Source organism: Streptomyces sp. A1136 (assembly GCF_004795055.1).
Classification (GTDB): domain Bacteria; phylum Actinomycetota; class Actinomycetes; order Streptomycetales; family Streptomycetaceae; genus Streptomyces.
Window position 1 is genome coordinate 38,425 of record NZ_SSBJ01000020.1, and the last position, 16,403, is coordinate 54,827.

Genomic DNA, 16,403 nt, shown 5'->3' on the forward strand with positions numbered 1-16,403 from the left:
GCTGTGCGCCGACCGCGGGGCCGGGCGGGACCTCGACGAGGGGCCTACGACGCCAGGGCGGCCGAGGCGCGGCGGGCGCGGTGGAGGAAGTCCGCCACACGGGCGGTGTCCGGCTCGGCGGGCAGCGGGCTCATGGCGAGGGCCGACTCGCACTCCTGCGTGAGAAGGGACATCCAGGCGTCCGTCTCGGCCCAGGTCGCCTCGCCGCGCTTGACCGCGAGGAGCGCTTCGCGGTGTGGGCTCACGTCGATCGTCAGGCGGCCCGTGCGCAGCAGGTCGCGGCAGGACAGGAGCAGCCGCAGCAGGTGCATGGCGTGCTTCCAGCGGGGAGCGCCGTGGACACGGACGTCCGCGAGGAGTTTGCGGTGCTGGCCGGCGGCGTAACGGGTGAAACTGGCGTGGGCCTTGCGCGAGAGGAAGGCGGGGCGCAGGGAGAGGAGTTCCTCGCCCATCGGGGAGAGCCGTTCCACCAGCGGTGAGTGCAGGCACTCCAGGACGTTCGGATTGGCGCGCAGGGCAAGCTCGCAGAATCGTTCCAGCTCCCAGGAGAACTCCTCGTCCCGGGGCCCCTCCACATGGGTGGGCGGCTTCTCGAACCGCCAGAACAGCGGCGTCGGGGCGAGGTAGACGCCGCGCCGGTCGGTGTCGCTCGCCTCGGTCGCCAGGCCGAACGCCCGGGAGCCCATGACGCACGCGTACACCGTGTGGTCGCGTACGAGGGCGAGGTGGGTCTCCCGGGACGTGGTCGGCTCGTTCATCCCCGGAGCGTAGGCGGGGACGCGCCCCCTACGCGAGGGAGATATCGCCGTCCGGGGCCACGGTGATCCGCTGCTCCGCGAGCGGGCGGGTCGCCGGGCCGTGGGCCACCGCCCCGTCGGCGATCTTGAACTTGCTGCCGTGGCAGGGGCAGTCGATGGTGCCGTTCGCCACCGTCCCCACGATGCAGCCCTGGTGCGTGCACACCGCCGTGAAGCAGCGGAAGGAGCCCGCCGTCGGCTGGGTGACGACCAGCTTCTCGGCCTTCAGGATCGTCCCGCCGCCGACGGGCACGGCCGAGGACTTCAGGAGGGTCTTGCCGGCGCCTCCCGAGGAAGGCGCTGCGGACGCGGGTGCGGAGGCGGGCGACTCCGGGGCCGGAGCGCTGCCGGAGTCCCCCTTGGGCTTGTCGTCACTGCCGCAGGCGGCCAGGGTGCCGCCTGCGAGGGCCACCGCCCCTGCCGCCAGGACGGTGCGCCGGGCGGCGGGTGTGGGCTCGCTCATGGGACGTTCTCCTCGCTTCGTGGCCTCTGGGCGAGCAGCATCCTGGCGCGGTCCGGCCCCCGAGAGAAGCCCGCCGCGCCATGCTGTCCGACCTTGCCTCAGATTCCCGGCCCCCATGGGGCCAGTGAGGCGGGACGGCCTGGTGTGCGTACGACTTCCCACACGCGGCTCACCGCGTCCCGGTTCAACGGACCGTGTACATGGGGGTAGCGCCCCCCGGGATCACCCTCGCGGCGGACCTCCGCAAGCAGCGCGCCCTCGTCGAGTTCCACGGCCAGCAGGGTCCCGGGCGTCTCCCGGTAGTGGGTCTCGACGATCGCGAGGGCGGTCGCCCGGTCGGCCGAGCAGTGCACGAACCCCTCCGAGGCGAGCGAGGGCGGGGCGTACGGCAGGTCCGGGGCGGCGGTCCAGTCGGCGAGCGGGACGATGTGGAAGATCATGGCGCCCGTTCTACCGCACCGGGCGGCGGGCCCCCTCCCGCCTGGGCCGGCTACCCTGAGTCAGGCCCGCCGTCACGCGATCACCCTGGAGCACCCCGTGAGAACCGCCGTCGTCATCGGAACCGGACTGATCGGCACCTCCGCGGCGCTCGCCCTGACCGCCCGGGGCGTCAACGTCCACCTCGTCGACCACGACCCGGCGCAGGCCCGTACGGCGGCGGCCTTGGGCGCGGGCACCGACGAGCCCCTCGAAGGGACGGTCGACCTCGCGATCGTGGCCGTGCCACCGGCGCATGTCGCGGCGGCGCTGGCCGACGCGATCGGACGCGGCCTGGCCCGCGCCTACGTCGACGTCGCGAGCGTCAAGGGCGGCCCCCGACGGGAGCTGGCGGCGCTCGGCGCGGACGTGTCGGCGTACATCGGCACCCACCCGATGGCCGGCAAGGAGCGGTCGGGCCCCCTCGCCGCGACCGCGGACCTGTTCGAGGGCCGGCCCTGGGTGCTCACCCCCACCCGGGACACCGACCACGAGGTGCTGAACCTGGCGTTGGAACTGGTGGCCCTGTGCCGGGCCGTGCCGGTGGTGATGGACGCGGACGCGCACGACCGGGCGGTGGCCCTGGTCTCGCACACCCCGCAGCTGGTGTCGAGCATGGTGGCGGCGCGGCTGGAGGACGCGGACGAGACGGCGGTCCGGCTCTGCGGACAGGGCATCCGGGACGTGACGCGCATCGCGGCCTCCGACCCTCGGATGTGGGTGGAGATCCTGTCCGCGAACCCGGGGCCGGTGGCCGACGTGCTGGCCGGGATCGCCGCCGACCTGGAGGAGACGGTCGAGGCCCTGCGCGGGCTCCAGTCCGGCGACGAGGCCGAGCGGCGCGGCGGCGCGGCCGGCATCGAGGACGTCCTGAGGCGGGGCAACGCGGGCCGGGTCCGGGTCCCGGGCAAGCACGGGGCGGCGCCCATGGCGTACGAGACGGTCGGGGTGTTCATCAGCGACCGCCCGGGCGAGCTGGCCCGCATCTTCGCGGACGCCGGCCGGGCGGGGGTCAACATCGAGGACGTGCGGATCGAGCACGCGACCGGGCAGCAGGCGGGCCTCGTGCAGCTGATGGTGGAGCCGAAGGCCGTGCCCGTCCTGGAGGCGGAGCTGCGCGAGCGCGGCTGGGCGCTGCGCCAGCAGTAGCGCGTGGCCGGACAGGAGAGGGGGCGCCGGAAAGCCCGGTAACCTGGGGGAGGGGCGCTCTTGGCGCGCCCGGACACGTACGCGCAACCAGGAAGGTGCCCGCACCGTGGAAACCGCAGCTCCGGCCGCCGTGATCGTCGCCATCGACGGTCCCTCCGGCACGGGCAAGTCCAGCACGTCCAAGGCCGTGGCCGCGAAGCTCGGCCTGCGCTACCTGGACACCGGTGCCCAGTACCGGGCCATCACCTGGTGGATGATCACCAACGGCGTCGACACCGACGACCCCTACGCGATCGCCCTCGCGGCCGGCAAGCCCGCCATCGTCTCCGGCACGGACCCGAGCGCGCCGACCATCACGGTCGACGGTCTCGACGCCTCCGGCCCGATCCGCACCCAGGAGGTCACCTCCAAGGTCAGCGCCGTCAGCGCGGTACCCGAGGTGCGCGCCCTGATCACCGACCTCCAGCGTTCCATCGCCGCCGAGGCCGCCCGGGACGCCGACGGCATCGTGGTCGAGGGCCGCGACATCGGGACCACCGTCCTGCCCGACGCCGACCTCAAGGTGTTCCTCACCGCCTCCGCCGAGGCCCGCGCCGCCCGCCGCAACGGAGAGCTGCGCGGCAAGGAGGCCACGGACCTCGCGGCGACCAAGGAAGCCCTGATCAAGCGGGACGCGGCCGACTCCGGGCGCAAGACCTCCCCGCTGGCCAAGGCCGCCGACGCCGTCGAGGTCGACACCACCGACCTGACGATGGAGCAGGTCATAGAGTGCGTGGTCACCCTGGTGGAAGAGAAGCGGGCGGTACGCAGGTGAGCGATACGCCCTCCCTCAAGGGTGCGGCGATCGGGCGGCGGATCGGCATCGGCCTCATGTACGGGCTGTGGAAGCCGCGCGTACTGGGCGCCTGGCGGGTGCCCGCCACGGGCCCCGTGATCCTCGCCGTGAATCACTCCCACAACATAGACGGCCCCATGGTCATGGGCACCGCGCCGCGGCCGCTGCACTTCCTGATCAAGAAGGAAGCGTACGTCGGCCCCCTCGGACCCTTCCTGGAAGGGATCGGGCAGGTGAAGGTGGACCGGACCGGGACCGACCGGACCGCCGTCAGCCGCGCCCTCGGCGTCCTGGAGAACGGCGGCGCGCTCGGGATCTTCCCCGAGGGCACCCGCGGCGACGGCGACTTCGCCTCGCTGCGCGCCGGACTCGCGTACTTCGCCGTGCGCAGCGGCGCGCCCATCGTGCCCGTCGCGGTCCTCGGCAGCACCGAGAGCCGCGGCAGGCTCGTGAAGGGACTACCGGCGTTCAAGAGCCGGGTGGACGTCGTGTTCGGCTCCGCCTTCGACGCCGGGGACGGCACCGGCCGCCGCACGCGCACCGCGCTGGACGGGGCCACCGTACGCATCCAGGACCGGCTGACCGCCCACCTGGCCGACGCCAAGCGCCTCACCGGGCGCTGAGCGAGACTTGACCTAGTAGTGGAACCGCGCTGCGCGGTTGCCACCGATCACCACGGACGACGAGGAACGGACTTCATGAACGACCAGCACGACCACGGAGCACTTGGCGACGCCGAGTACGCGGAGTTCATGGAGCTCGCCGCGGAGGAAGGCTTCGACCTCGAAGACGTCGAAGGCGCGATCGAGGAGGCCGGCCACGGCCCGCTCCCCGTCCTCGCCGTCGTCGGCCGCCCGAACGTCGGCAAGTCGACCCTGGTGAACCGCATCATCGGCCGCCGCGAGGCGGTCGTCGAGGACAAGCCCGGCGTCACCCGCGACCGCGTCACCTACGAGGCCGAATGGGCCGGCCGCCGATTCAAGGTCGTCGACACCGGCGGCTGGGAGCAGGACGTCCTCGGTATCGACGCGGCCGTCGCCGCCCAGGCCGAGTACGCCATCGAGACCGCCGACGCGGTCGTCTTCGTCGTGGACGCCAAGGTCGGCGCCACCGACAGCGACGAGGCCGTCGTCAAGCTGCTGCGCCGGGCCGGCAAGCCCGTCGTGCTGTGCGCCAACAAGGTCGACGGTCTGAGCGGCGAGTCCGACGCCGCCTCCCTGTGGTCGCTCGGCCTCGGCCTGCCGCACCCGGTGTCCTCCCTCCACGGCCGCGGCACCGGCGACATGCTGGACGCCGTCCTCGACGCACTGCCCGAGGCGCCCGCCCAGACCTTCGGCGCCGCCCCCCTCGGCGGCCCGCGCCGCATCGCGCTGATCGGCCGGCCCAACGTCGGCAAGTCCTCCCTCCTGAACAAGGTCGCCAAGGAGGACCGCGTCGTCGTCAACGAGCTGGCCGGCACCACCCGTGACCCGGTCGACGAGCTGATCCAGCTCGGCGGCGTCACCTGGAAGTTCGTCGACACCGCCGGCATCCGCAAGAAGGTCCACCTCCAGCAGGGCGCCGACTACTACGCCTCCCTGCGCACGGCCGCCGCCGTCGAGAAGGCGGAGGTCGCGGTCATCCTGATCGACTCGACCGAGACCATCAGCGTCCAGGACCAGCGCATCATCACCATGGCCGTCGAGGCGGGCCGGGCCATCGTGATCGCGTACAACAAGTGGGACGAGCTCGACGAGGAGCGCCGCTACTACCTGGAGCGCGAGATCGAGACCGAGATGCAGCAGGTCTCCTGGGCGCCGCGGGTGAACGTCTCGGCGCTCACCGGCCGCCACATGGAGAAGCTGGTCCCGGCGATCGAGACCGCCCTCGCCGGCTGGGAGACGCGCGTCCCCACCGGCCGGCTGAACGCCTTCCTCGGCGAGGTCGTCGCCGCGCACCCGCACCCGATCCGCGGCGGCAAGCAGCCCCGCATCCTGTTCGGCACCCAGGCGGGCAGCAAGCCGCCGCGGTTCGTCCTCTTCGCCTCCGGCTTCCTGGAGCACGGCTACCGCCGCTTCATCGAGCGTCGCCTGCGCGAGGAGTTCGGCTTCGAGGGCACCCCGATCCACATCTCGGTCCGGGTCCGCGAGAAGCGCGGCGCCCAGTACAAGAAGAAGAAGTAGGCGTACGCGAAGAAGCAGGCGTACGCGGTGACGTGCCGCCGGGGTCAGTAGCCCCGGCGCGGAGCGGGCGGCAGGGCCGCCGGGATGTGGTGCATCCCGGTCTGGTGCTGCCGCCCGTTGCCGTTGGCGTCGTAACCGCCGGTGCCGCCGCTGCTTCCGGCGTACGCGTACGAGGGCTGCGGCAGCGGCTGGGGGGTCGGGGCGTACGCGGGCTGCCAGCCCTCCGCCGGCTGCCAGGAGGAACGGGTCCAGCCGTTGCCGTACGCGCTGCCGCCGGTGCTGGCGGAGTAGGCGAAGCCGGTGGAGGTGCCGCCGTAGGAGAACGAGGTGAAGCCCAGGTCCTCCTCGCCCGAACGGTCGCCCGGCAGCGCCCGGAAGGCGCGCAGGTACTCCGAGTACAGCAGGTCGTAGATCGGGGTGTGCGAGGCGGCCGGGGCGGTGTCCAGGTCCCGGGACGGGCGCATCGGGGGGACGCTGCTCGAAAAGGACGGGGCGCGGGAGGAGTCGTATGGATGCACGTATCAGCCAACGAACCCGGAGCCCTGCGGATGCGGCCTGACCGGGGCGAAAACGCGGTTCGACAGGCGGGGCGGCGGAACGTCGCGCGGCCGCCCGGCCCCTTCGGCGAGGGGCCGGGCGGCCGTTGCGACGCGGGCGGACCGGTTGTCGGGGCCCGACCCGTCGGGGGCGGGCGTCAGGCGCCCGGAGTACCCGCCAGGGGCATCGACGCGGCGACGAGCTGGCCGTCGGCGGCGGCCTTGTCGAGGGCGTCGCGGAGCAGGTCCTCACGGGGCTGCTGACCGATCGAGCCGACCGGGGCGGCGTAGACGAGGACGCGCTGGGTCTTGTTGACGGCGGCCCTCCAGCCGTCGGTCACGGACAGCGCCTGGTGTGCCTGCCACCAGTGGATGGGGCTGCCGCCCTGCGGCCCGGGCTGGAGCACCGCGTGCAGCTGACCGGCGGCGAGCAGCACCGACCAGCCGTGCAGGGGGGAGGGCAGCTCACTGGTGTCGGTGACGGGGATGAAGCCCTGCTCGATGAGGAGCGGCAGGAAGTCGTCGCCGGGGCCGGTCGAGCCGGGACGGGCGATCGGCGCGGTCGGCTCGACGACCAGCGCGGGGTGCAGCTCGCCGCCGATCAGGACCAGGCCGCTGGTGATGCCGAGGACGGCCTGGCCACCGGGCACGGCCTGCGGCTCGTCACCGGACGAGGGCACGGCCGCCGGTGCCGGGCTGTCGCCCGTGATGGAGCGGACGGCGCCCTGGAGCTGCTCCTCGGAGACGGAGACGACCTGCGAGGGGATGCAGTTGGCGTGCGCGAAGGCCAGGACGGCGGTCTCCTCGCCGACGAACAGCACCGTGCTGGTGGGTTCGCGCTCGGGGTCGCCGGGGGTGCGGCAGGAGGTGCAGTCGTAACTGCCCGGCGCGTCGTCGCCGACGAGCAGCCTGTCGGCTTCTTCGTCACCGATCTCGGCACGTACCTCATCACTGACGTCGAGCATGCGCGGCACGGGGTGGCTCCTCGGACTAGGCGAGCGGGCGCCGGGTGGTTCCCGGCTCGCCGGGCACAACGGAGGAGCGGTGCGCGGGGTCACGCCGTTTGAGGGAACGGAATCGAACCGGCCACCCGGGAGAGTGAACGGCCCGGTGGGCACTTTCTTTTGTGGCAACTCTCGTCCGGTTCAGTGCAGTTGTCGGCCGAAGCTGCCCGGTTCGCGGGGTGGGTGGCGGGTCGGCCGTCCGGGTGGCGCGCGGAGGTCGGCCGCGTGGCGGGTCGGGAGCGCGTCGCGGGCGTGCCTAGCGTGACCCGATGCCCGACCTCCGCACCCGGTTGACCGCGTCGGCGGCCGTGACCGCAGCCGCGCTGGTGTTCGTACTCCCCTTCCGCGCGACCTCGGCCCCACCGCCGCCGGCGCCCGGGCCCGCCGGGGCGGCGCATCCCGGGGCGCCCGGGGTGATCGGGCAGGGGCCGGGGGACTGCGGGCCGGGCGGGGAGTGGCCCTGGGACTGCGTGGCCGACTGCGAGAGCAGCGGGCGCTGGGCGGTCAACACGGGCAACGGGTTCTTCGGGGGGCTGCAGTTCCGGCAGCCGACCTGGGAGGAGTACGGGGGGCTCGTCTTCGCGCCGCGGGCCGACCTGGCGCGACGGGAGCAGCAGATCAGGGTGGGCGAGGAAGTGCTGGGCACCCAGGGGTGGGAGGCGTGGCCGGTGTGCTCGAAGCGGTACGGGTTGGCGGGGCGGATGCACGTGGTGCGGCAGGGGGAGTCGTTGGACTCGATCGCGCGGCGGCGGAGGGTGGCGGGGGGTTGGAAGGCGCTGTACGAGGCGAACCGGGCGGTGATCGGGGGGAAGCCGGAGGCGGTGGCGGTGGGGACGATGCTGGTGTTGCCGGTTGCTCCGCCGGTTGCTCCGCCGGCTGGTCCGGTGGTGGCTTCGCCGGTGCCGGTGGCTTCGCCGGCTGGCGTGCCGGTGCCGGTGCCGGTGGCTTCGGCGGGCGGGGCGGTACCGAAGCGGCCGACCCGGCGCTGACCCCCGGCCGGTGCTCCGCCCGGCCGTGCGCCTCGATCGCCGGCGGGGCTGGGATGGGTAGGCGGGCTGGTGGGGGAGGCGCGGGCGGTATCGGGACTCCGCCCGGACCCCGCGCTGACTCCCCGGCCGGTGCTCCGGCCGGCCGTGCGCCTCGATCGCCGGCGGGCTGGGATGGGTCGGCCGGGGTGGATAGGTCGGCGAGCTGGAGGGGGCGGTGGGGGTGGGTGGGCCGGCTTCGGCCGGGTCGCGCCTGGGGCGCCGGTGGGGAAGGGGTGGGTGGGGGACCGGCAGACTTCGGGGATGCTTGAGACCTCCGCGCGGTTGTTGCATCTGTTGTCGCTGTTGCAGGCCCATCGGGAGTGGACCGGGGCCGCCCTCGCCGAACGGCTCGGGGTGACCCCGCGCACCGTGCGGCGGGACGTCGACCGGCTGCGGCAGTTGGGGTACCCGGTGAACGCCAGTCCCGGCACCGGCGGCGGGTACCAGTTGGGGGCCGGGGCGGAACTGCCGCCGCTGCTGCTCGACGACGACGAGGCCGTCGCGGTGGCCGTGGGCCTGCGCACCGCCGCCGGGAACGGCGTCGAGGGGATCGGGGAGTCCTCCGTACGGGCCCTGGCCAAGCTGGAGCAGGTGCTGCCGTCCCGGCTGCGTCGAAGGATCTCGGCGCTCAACGAGTTCACCGTGCCCATGCTGAGGGGCCCGCAGGGCCCCACCGTCGACCCCGCCGTGCTCACCGGGCTCGCCGCCGTCTGCCGGGACAGCGAGCGGCTGCGCTTCGCGTACCGCGACCACGACGGCGTCGTCACCCACCGCACCGTGGAGCCGCACCGACTGGTGTGCACCGAGCGGCGCTGGTACCTCGTCGCCTGGGACCTCGACCGGGAGGGCTGGCGTACCTTCCGCGCCGACCGGATCGAACCCCGGCCCCCGCACGGCCCGCGCTTCACCCCGCGCCCGCCCCCGGCCGCGGACCTCGCCGCGTACGTCTCCCGGGGCGTGTCCCAGCGCGCGTACGCCGCACGGGCGCTGGTGCGCCTCAAGGTGTCGGCGGAGGAGGCGGCGCGGACCGTCGGGCCGAGCGACGGGACCTTGGAGCCGCTCGACGCGCGCAGCTGCCTGCTGCGCACGGGGGCGGTGAACCTCGACGTCCTCGTGATTCACCTCATGCTGCTCGGCTGTGAGTTCGAGGTGGTCGAGCCGGTGGAGCTGACCGAGCGCCTGCGGGGCATGCGGGACCTTCTCGACCGGTCCGTGAAGGACGTGGGGAGAAACTGAGGGGGATTCAGTCCGGGCGCCGCGCGGCGCAATTCCCCGCGGGTAATAGGCCGGAGCCGGGGGCGCGGGTGGAATTCCGAAGGCGTTGTCCGCGCATGCCGCAATCGCCTTCCGCGCGCCCTCTTTTCCCGCTTCCCGGCGCGGTGCCGCGGCCAAGGGGCTCGGCAAGGAACTGTCGACAATTCGTGACACAAGCGTGACCCGGTACGGAGGAACGTCCTGGCGTCGGGGTGACGGGCTGGGCATATCAACGACGACGGCGGGCCGGTTCGGAGAACCGGCCCGCCGTCGCGTGCCTGGTGCGGGGTGGCTGTGCGTACCCTCCCGCCGGGGTCGGGCCGGCTCAGCCGCCCGCGACCGGCCGGGCCGCCGTCCCCCGGGCGCCGGCCCGTTCGGCGTGCGCCGGACGGCGGCTGCCCGCCGGGGTGACCGGGGTGCGTTCGGACCGTATGACGTGCGGTCGGGCGGCGGCGTGCGCCACCGGGCGCGGCGCGGGGGCGTGGCCGCCGGACGGGCCGGCTCCGGCCGTCGCGTCGGCGGCGCGCCGCAGCTGCCACTTGCCGCCCGCGGAGACCAGCGGGACGAGCGCGGCGGCGACCGGCTCGGACACCTGCCCCTCCTCCAGACGGTTGCGCAGGCGCTCGCGCAGCTCGAAGACGTAGGCCTCGGACCGGGCGATCAGCGGCTCGAACCACGGCAGGGCCAGCAGCACCAACAGCCCGGCGGTCCAACCGAGCAGGACGTCGCTGACCCAGTGGGTGCCGAGGTACACGGTGGTGGCGCCGACGCTCAGCGAGACGATCGCCGAGACCATCGACAGGACCCGCCGGGTGACCACGGTGGAGGCCAGGTAGGCCAGGATTCCCCAGGTGACGACGGCGTTGGCGGTGTGACCGGAAGGGAATATATCGCCGCCGGCGAAGAGCTCGGCGGAACCGATCTGGGTGGCATAGTGCGGACCGAGCCGCCCGAGGCCGAGCTTCACCGAGCCCACGGTGACGTTCAGCAGCAGCAGTGCCACGCCGAGCGTGATCAGCGGGCGGAGCGTGTGCTGGCGCCAGGAGCGCCAGCCGAGCCAGGCCGCGACCATGACCGCGGTGGGTCCGCGCTGGCCCAGGACCACGAGGTAGTCGAGGAAGGCGTGCAGCTGCGGCCACTGTTCGTAGGGCCGGAAGAACATGATCTGCCAGTCCAGCCGGACGAGCCAGGACGTCGTCAGTACGGCCACGACGATCGCGACGTAGAAGACGAGGGTCGACGCGAGGAGCACGACGCGATGCCGGCTCATCCGCGGGGTTTGCAGATGGGCCGGTCGCTCTGGTTCCCGGTCCAGCCGGGCGAAGACCCGCTCCAGACGGGTCAGGATTTGGTCGGTACGCACTCAATCGACGTTACCGCGCGTCGAAGCGCGGCCCGGGCGAATCGCGGGCTTTGTGATGACCATGTGATGTGGAGTTGGTCTCACGCGAGCTGAATTCCCGTTAATTAGCCTGCGGTTGGAACTCTCGCGCGGCAATTATCCGCACACTTACTCGTCGTTTATTGCCGCAGCTCAATCACTTTGCTCAAACATGGATCGGAATGATCCATTCCGTGATCACCCCGTCGACCCCGCCGGTTCCTACGGCGGACCCGACCCGTTCAGCCAGAAGGCCCCGTACGCGGCGGACACGAGGGCCAGCGCCCCGAGGACGGCGACCGCCCGCCCCGTGCGCCACTTCGCCAGCCCCACCGCCACCGGCAGCAGCAGCGGGAAGGCGGGCAGCAGCAGCCGGGGCTTCGAGCCGAAGTACCCGGACGCGCACAGCGCCAGCGCCACCACGATCCCGCAGTACACCAGCAACGCCGCCGGCTGACGCTGCCGGACGCACAGCCCGTACAACCACAGCACCAGCCCCACCCCGGCGAGCAGCCCCACCCCGGCCGCGAACGCCGGTGACGCCAGTCGGGCACCGATGAACCGGGCGAAGGCCAAGCCGCCGTCGAAGCCGTTGCCCCAGCCGGCTTGCACGTCGAGGTAGCCGAGCAGCCCGGTCCCCGTGTGCGCGCCCACCCACAGGACGTACGCCGCCGCACCCGTCGGGGCCAGCAGGGCCCCGACCGCCGACCGCCAGGACCGCTCGCCGCGCCGCCAGGCCAGTACGACCGCCACCCACACCGCCGCGACCACCGCGGCGCCGACCGGGCGGGTCAGTCCGGCCCCCGCGGCGAGCAGGCCCGCCGTCAGCCACCGGCCGCGCAGCACGGCGTAAAGGGCCCAGGCCGCCAGTGCGGTGAAAAGCGACTCGCTGTACGCCATGGACTGCACCACGGCGACGGGCAGCGCCGCCCACAGCGCCACGGCGATCACCCCGGTCCGACGGCCGTGGAGGAGGGAGGCGACGGCGAAGATGCCCCAGGCCGCCGCGAGCCCCGCGACCACCGACACCACCAGGCCCGCGGAGCCGTACGACAGCCCCGTGGGCGCGGCGACGAGCCGCTCCAGCCAGGGCAGCAGCGGGAAGAAAGCCAGGTTGGAATGGACGCCGCCGTTCGGCAGGACCACCTCGTACCCGTATCCCTCGGCGGCGATCCGGGCGTACCAGAGCGAATCCCAGCGCGCCGAGAGCAAGGTGTGCGGACTGCTGCCGACCGCCGCACCCCACACGGCGAGCGCTGCCAGCCCGAGCAGCCGTATCGCCGCGAAGGCGGTCAGCGCGGGAGCGGCCCGGCGCAATACGAGATCTTTCACGGGCACGATTATCGACTCCGCCGCCCCCGGTCCAGGGCCCGCGACCACGGGCGGCGGCCACGCGGGCGGGGTGGGGGAGCGGGACGAGTGGCGCACGCCACAAGGAGGGCCTCGCCGTGATGAGAGCTTGACCACGCGTCGGTCAGGCGAACTCGCGTACGCTGACCCTTCACTCGCGCGAGTCGATGCCGGACCCCGCAGGACGCCGCAAGCGCACCACCCTCCGCGGCCCCCACAAGACGCTGGTCCGCCGAGTGCGAGGGATCACCTGGGAGGTACATGCATGTCGGGGACGAACACGACCGGCGACGGTGAGCGCTCTACGGTTCCCCCCGTGTCGGTTCCCCCCGCCTCGCCCTCCCCCTTGTCCGCCCGGCAACGGATGGGCGCCGTCTCCGGCGGGACCAACCGCTGGCTGGTGCTGGGCGTGCTGTGCGTGAGCCTCGTGCTGGTCGCGCTCGACGCGACGATCCTGCACGTCGCCGTCCCCTCCGTCACCGAGGACCTGCGCCCCGGGGCGATGGAACTCCTGTGGATCGTCGACGCCTATCCGCTGGTGTGCGCGGCCCTGCTGATCCTCTTCGGCACCCTCGGTGACCGGGTCGGGCGTCGCCGGATACTCCTGCTCGGATACGGACTCTTCGGCGTCGCCTCGGCGGTCGCCGCCCTCGCCGACAACGCGCAGGTCCTGATCGCCGCGCGCGCCCTGCTCGGCGTCGGTGGCGCGATGATCATGCCCGCCACCCTGTCGATCCTGCGCCAGGTCTTCCCCGACCGGCGTGAGCGGGCGCTGGCCATCGGGATATGGACCGCCGTAGCGGCCATCGGGGCGGCGAGCGGGCCGGTGCTCGGCGGGTTCCTCGTCCAGCACTTCTGGTGGGGTTCGGTCTTCCTCATCAACATCCCGCTGATGGCGCTGATCCTTCCGCTGGGCCGGTGGCTGCTGCCCGAGTCGAAGGGCTCCGCCGACGGACCCTGGGACGTCCTGGGCGCGCTGATGGCGGCCGGCGGCGTGCTGGGAGCGGTGCTCGGGGTCAAGCGGCTGGGCGCGGAGCGGCAGCTCGCCGACGCGCAGGCGCTGGTGCCGTTGCTGCTGGGCGCGGCGCTGCTCGTGCTGTTCGTGCGGCGCCAGAGGCGGCGGACGCACCCGCTGATCGACATGCGGATGTTCTCCCGCGCCGCCTTCTCCACATCCGTCGGCTGCATCGTGCTCGCCATGCTGGCGCTGGTCGGCCTGGAGCTGATCGCCGTCCAGTACCTCCAGCTGGTGTTGCACCTCACCCCGCTGCAGACGGGTCTGCGACTGCTGCCGCTGACCTTCGCGGCGATGGCCGCGGGCGCGACCGGCTCGTACACCCTCCAGCGGATCGGGCCGCGCACGATGGTCTCGCTGGGCTTCGTGCTGACCGGCTGCTCGGTGTTGTTGTTGACGCTGATGGGGCAGCAGGACCGGCCGGTGCTGCTGACCGTCGGGTTCGTGCTGCTCGGCTTCGGGCTCCAGACGACGTTGTTCGCGGCGTACGAGTCCATGCTGAGCGAGGTGCCGGCGACCAAGGCGGGCGGCGCGGCGTCCATAGGCGAGACCTCCTACCAGCTCGGGGCGGGCATGGGCATCGCGCTCCTGGGGAGCGTGATGAACGCGGCGTACGCGCCCGGGCTGGCGGACGTACCGGGGGTGTCGGCCGCCGACTCGGGGAACGCGGCGCATTCCCTGGGCGAGGCGTACCAGATCGCGGCGCGGTTGGGCGGGTCGGCGGGAGAGTCGCTGTACGCGGCGGCGCGGCACTCGTTCGTGCACGGGCTGCACGTGACGCTGGTGGTGAGCGCGCTGTTGTTGTTCGCGGGGGCGGTGATGGCGTTGAAGCTGCCGAGGGCGATGGAGTGCGGGGACGCGTCGGAGACGGCGCGGGTGCCGGCGCAGGGGCGGTCGACCGGTGAGCAGGCGGAGTGCGACGCGGCCGTGGGCCGGCGGGGCTGAGCGTGGCCGGCGGGGCTGAGCGTGGCCGCCGGGGCCGAGCGTGGCCGGCGGGTCGCCGGGGGGGCTGGAAAAGAGGGCGGCGGGGGGAGAAACTTGCGGCGCTAGGTTTCGCTCCAGGCCGCCGGGAGGCCACGTGTCCTTCGTACCCACCGACCCGCTCGGGCTCGACGATCTGCTGAGCCCCGAGGACCGCGCCGTCCGAGACACCGTGCGCGGCTGGGCCGCGGACCGGGTGCTGCCGGAGATCGCCGACTGGTACGAGCGCGGGGAGCTGCCCGGCATCCGGGAGCTGGCCCGGGAGCTCGGGGCGATCGGGGCGCTCGGGATGTCCCTTCAGGGGTACGGGTGCGCCGGGGCCAGCGCCGTGCAGTACGGGTTGGCCTGCCTGGAGCTGGAGGCCGCCGACTCCGGCATCCGGTCCCTGGTTTCCGTACAGGGCTCGCTCGCGATGTACGCCATCCACCGCTACGGCTCGGAGGAGCAGAAGCAGCGCTGGCTCCCGGGCATGGCGGCCGGCGAGCTGATCGGCTGCTTCGGACTGACCGAGCCGGACGTCGGCTCCGACCCGGCCGCGATGCGCACGTACGCCAAGCGCGACGGTACCGACTGGGTGCTGAACGGCCGCAAGATGTGGATCACCAACGGCAGCGTCGCCGCCGTCGCCGTGGTCTGGGCGCAGACCGACGAGGGAATCCGCGGATTCGCCGTCCCCACGGACAGCGCCGGCTTTTCCGCGCCGGAGATCAAGCACAAGTGGTCGCTGCGCGCGTCGGTGACGAGCGAGCTGGTGATGGACGACGTACGGCTGCCCGCCGACGCGGTGCTTCCCGGCGTCACCGGGCTCAAGGGGCCGCTGGGCTGCCTCAGCCACGCGCGGTACGGGATCATCTGGGGTGCCATGGGCGCGGCGCGCGCCTGCTTCGAGGCGGCGCTCGACTACGCGAAGACGCGGGAGCAGTTCGGCAAGCCGATCGGCGGCTTCCAGCTCACCCAGGCCAAGCTCGCGGACATGGCGCTGGAACTCCACAAGGGCATCCTGCTCGCCCACCACCTGGGCCGGCGCATGGACGCGGGGTCCCTGCGACCGGAGCAGATCAGTTTCGGCAAGCTCAACAACGTCCGCGAGGCCATCGACATCTGCCGCACCGCGCGGACCATCCTGGGTGCCAACGGGATCTCGCTCGAATACCCCGTCATGCGGCACGCCACCAACCTCGAATCGGTCCTCACCTACGAGGGAACCGTCGAGATGCACCAGTTGGTGCTGGGCAAGGCGCTCACCGGGCTCGACGCCTTCCGGTGAGGGCCCTGCTCAGCTCTGGTTGAAGAAGTCCCGGGCGCGACCGCCCGCTTCGCCGCTGACGATCTGGGTGTCGGCCGGGGTCAGCAGGAAGACCCTGGTCGCCACCCGCTCGATCGAGCCGCGGAGCCCGAAGGTCAGACCGGCGGCGAAGTCGACCACGCGCTTCGCGTCGGCCGGCTCCATGGACGAGAGGTTGACGATCACCGGGACGCCCTCGCGGAACAGCTCGCCGATTCCACGCGCGTCACGGAATCCGTCGGGCGTCACGGTCGCGATCCGCCGACCCTGCTCGACCGCGGACTCCGACGCCACCTTGACGCGCGGATCGGTGACCCACTGGTCGCCGGGTCCGGACACCGAGCCGCCGTGCTGACGCTCCACGGCCTCCGCGTAGTCGTCGTCGTAGTACCGCTCGTCGTCGTTGTCCTCCACGAGACCCAACCAGGCACTCGCCTTGCGCACCGAACCCATGGACGCCTCCTTTCACCGCGGTCAGTTGTCTTCTCTTCCGCTGCCCCTATGGTCGTCCATGATGCTGACAACGCGCCAAGTGGATAGTCGGCGCGCACGGGTTTCGTGACGGTACTGGTGCAGAACATCCGTTGCACCGTCAAGGTTCCGACCGCCTGTCGCTGCTGACTGAGTGAAAATACGACTGCGGACGCCGTCCGGGTGAGCCCTGCGGGCGTACGGGTGAACGACCG

At 72.9% G+C, this 16,403-nt stretch carries 15 protein-coding genes and 1 pseudogene; 8 read left to right on the plus strand and 8 right to left on the minus strand.

Annotated elements, in window-relative coordinates:
* Positions 1-44: 44 nt before the first annotated feature.
* The 3 genes from E6R62_RS20425 to E6R62_RS20435 form a co-directional block, all read right to left on the minus strand.
* Positions 45-758 (minus strand): nucleotidyltransferase domain-containing protein, encoded by a 714-nt coding sequence (locus E6R62_RS20425; RefSeq protein WP_136214931.1) that lies wholly within the window; start codon positions 756-758, stop codon positions 45-47.
* A 28-nt stretch (positions 759-786) separates the two neighbouring features.
* Positions 787-1,260 carry a Rieske (2Fe-2S) protein gene (locus E6R62_RS20430; RefSeq protein ID WP_136214932.1) on the minus strand — a complete coding sequence of 158 codons (474 nt, stop codon included), beginning with the start codon at positions 1,258-1,260 and terminating at the stop codon, positions 787-789.
* Positions 1,261-1,358: 98 nt separating this feature from the next.
* Entirely contained in the window at positions 1,359-1,700 is a 342-nt protein-coding gene (locus E6R62_RS20435) for a DUF952 domain-containing protein (protein WP_136214933.1), read from the minus strand.
* Between the two features lie 97 nt (positions 1,701-1,797).
* Here E6R62_RS20435 and E6R62_RS20440 point away from each other — a divergent pair, with 97 nt between their 5' ends.
* The 4 genes from E6R62_RS20440 (at position 1,798) to der (ending at position 5,883) form a co-directional block, all read left to right on the plus strand.
* Complete coding sequence (locus E6R62_RS20440; protein ID WP_136214934.1) at positions 1,798-2,886, plus strand: prephenate dehydrogenase; 1,089 nt, start codon at positions 1,798-1,800, stop codon at positions 2,884-2,886.
* Between the two features lie 106 nt (positions 2,887-2,992).
* Positions 2,993-3,700 (plus strand): (d)CMP kinase, encoded by a 708-nt coding sequence (gene cmk / locus E6R62_RS20445; RefSeq protein ID WP_136214935.1) that lies wholly within the window; start codon positions 2,993-2,995, stop codon positions 3,698-3,700.
* 56 nt (positions 3,701-3,756) lie between these two features.
* Positions 3,757-4,344, plus strand: a complete 588-nt coding sequence (locus tag E6R62_RS20450) for a 1-acyl-sn-glycerol-3-phosphate acyltransferase (RefSeq protein WP_240801796.1) — start codon at positions 3,757-3,759, stop codon at positions 4,342-4,344.
* A gap of 75 nt (positions 4,345-4,419) precedes the next feature.
* Positions 4,420-5,883 carry a ribosome biogenesis GTPase Der gene (gene der, locus E6R62_RS20455; protein WP_136214937.1) on the plus strand — a complete coding sequence of 488 codons (1,464 nt, stop codon included), beginning with the start codon at positions 4,420-4,422 and terminating at the stop codon, positions 5,881-5,883.
* A 44-nt stretch (positions 5,884-5,927) separates the two neighbouring features.
* Here the strand turns inward: der and E6R62_RS20460 are convergent, their stop codons facing one another.
* Positions 5,928-6,347, minus strand: a complete 420-nt coding sequence (locus tag E6R62_RS20460; protein ID WP_240801790.1) for a hypothetical protein — start codon at positions 6,345-6,347, stop codon at positions 5,928-5,930.
* 230 nt (positions 6,348-6,577) lie between these two features.
* Complete coding sequence (locus E6R62_RS20465) at positions 6,578-7,393, minus strand: hypothetical protein (protein WP_136214939.1); 816 nt, start codon at positions 7,391-7,393, stop codon at positions 6,578-6,580.
* 299 nt (positions 7,394-7,692) lie between these two features.
* Between E6R62_RS20465 and E6R62_RS20470 the strand changes: the two genes are divergently transcribed.
* Positions 7,693-8,412: a transglycosylase family protein gene (locus E6R62_RS20470; RefSeq protein WP_136214940.1), complete on the plus strand. Its 720-nt coding sequence runs from the start codon at positions 7,693-7,695 to the stop codon at positions 8,410-8,412.
* A 300-nt stretch (positions 8,413-8,712) separates the two neighbouring features.
* Positions 8,713-9,666 (plus strand): annotated as a pseudogene (locus E6R62_RS20475) (helix-turn-helix transcriptional regulator); the annotation flags it as partial.
* Between the two features lie 364 nt (positions 9,667-10,030).
* Here the strand turns inward: E6R62_RS20475 and E6R62_RS20480 are convergent.
* Both E6R62_RS20480 and E6R62_RS20485 read right to left on the minus strand, forming a co-directional pair.
* The gene (locus E6R62_RS20480; RefSeq protein WP_136214942.1) at positions 10,031-11,068 is read right to left on the minus strand and encodes a phosphatase PAP2 family protein; all 1,038 of its coding nucleotides are present in this window, start codon (positions 11,066-11,068) and stop codon (positions 10,031-10,033) included.
* A gap of 240 nt (positions 11,069-11,308) precedes the next feature.
* Complete coding sequence (locus E6R62_RS20485; RefSeq protein WP_306432449.1) at positions 11,309-12,418, minus strand: glycosyltransferase family 39 protein; 1,110 nt, start codon at positions 12,416-12,418, stop codon at positions 11,309-11,311.
* Positions 12,419-12,800: 382 nt separating this feature from the next.
* On the opposite strand from E6R62_RS20485, the gene E6R62_RS20490 reads away from it, so the two are divergent.
* Both E6R62_RS20490 and E6R62_RS20495 read left to right on the plus strand, forming a co-directional pair.
* The gene (locus tag E6R62_RS20490) at positions 12,801-14,396 is read left to right on the plus strand and encodes an MFS transporter (protein WP_136215026.1); all 1,596 of its coding nucleotides are present in this window, start codon (positions 12,801-12,803) and stop codon (positions 14,394-14,396) included.
* Positions 14,397-14,529: 133 nt separating this feature from the next.
* Positions 14,530-15,699 (plus strand): acyl-CoA dehydrogenase family protein, encoded by a 1,170-nt coding sequence (locus tag E6R62_RS20495; RefSeq protein ID WP_136214943.1) that lies wholly within the window; start codon positions 14,530-14,532, stop codon positions 15,697-15,699.
* Between the two features lie 9 nt (positions 15,700-15,708).
* Here the strand turns inward: E6R62_RS20495 and E6R62_RS20500 are convergent, their stop codons facing one another.
* Positions 15,709-16,170, minus strand: coding sequence for a cell division protein SepF (locus tag E6R62_RS20500; RefSeq protein WP_136214944.1), 462 nt, complete (start codon positions 16,168-16,170; stop codon positions 15,709-15,711).
* Positions 16,171-16,403 lie beyond the last annotated feature (233 nt).

Coding starts and splice junctions, on each gene's coding strand:
- E6R62_RS20460 (WP_240801790.1), bottom strand. CDS start 6,347: ATGCGCCCGTCCCGGGACCTGGACACCGCCCCGGCCGCCTCGCACACC.
- der (WP_136214937.1), top strand. CDS start 4,420: ATGAACGACCAGCACGACCACGGAGCACTTGGCGACGCCGAGTACGCG.
- E6R62_RS20430 (WP_136214932.1), bottom strand. CDS start 1,260: ATGAGCGAGCCCACACCCGCCGCCCGGCGCACCGTCCTGGCGGCAGGG.
- E6R62_RS20435 (WP_136214933.1), bottom strand. CDS start 1,700: ATGATCTTCCACATCGTCCCGCTCGCCGACTGGACCGCCGCCCCGGAC.
- E6R62_RS20450 (WP_240801796.1), top strand. CDS start 3,757: ATGTACGGGCTGTGGAAGCCGCGCGTACTGGGCGCCTGGCGGGTGCCC.
- E6R62_RS20500 (WP_136214944.1), bottom strand. CDS start 16,170: ATGGGTTCGGTGCGCAAGGCGAGTGCCTGGTTGGGTCTCGTGGAGGAC.
- E6R62_RS20490 (WP_136215026.1), top strand. CDS start 12,801: ATGGGCGCCGTCTCCGGCGGGACCAACCGCTGGCTGGTGCTGGGCGTG.
- E6R62_RS20425 (WP_136214931.1), bottom strand. CDS start 758: ATGAACGAGCCGACCACGTCCCGGGAGACCCACCTCGCCCTCGTACGC.
- E6R62_RS20470 (WP_136214940.1), top strand. CDS start 7,693: ATGCCCGACCTCCGCACCCGGTTGACCGCGTCGGCGGCCGTGACCGCA.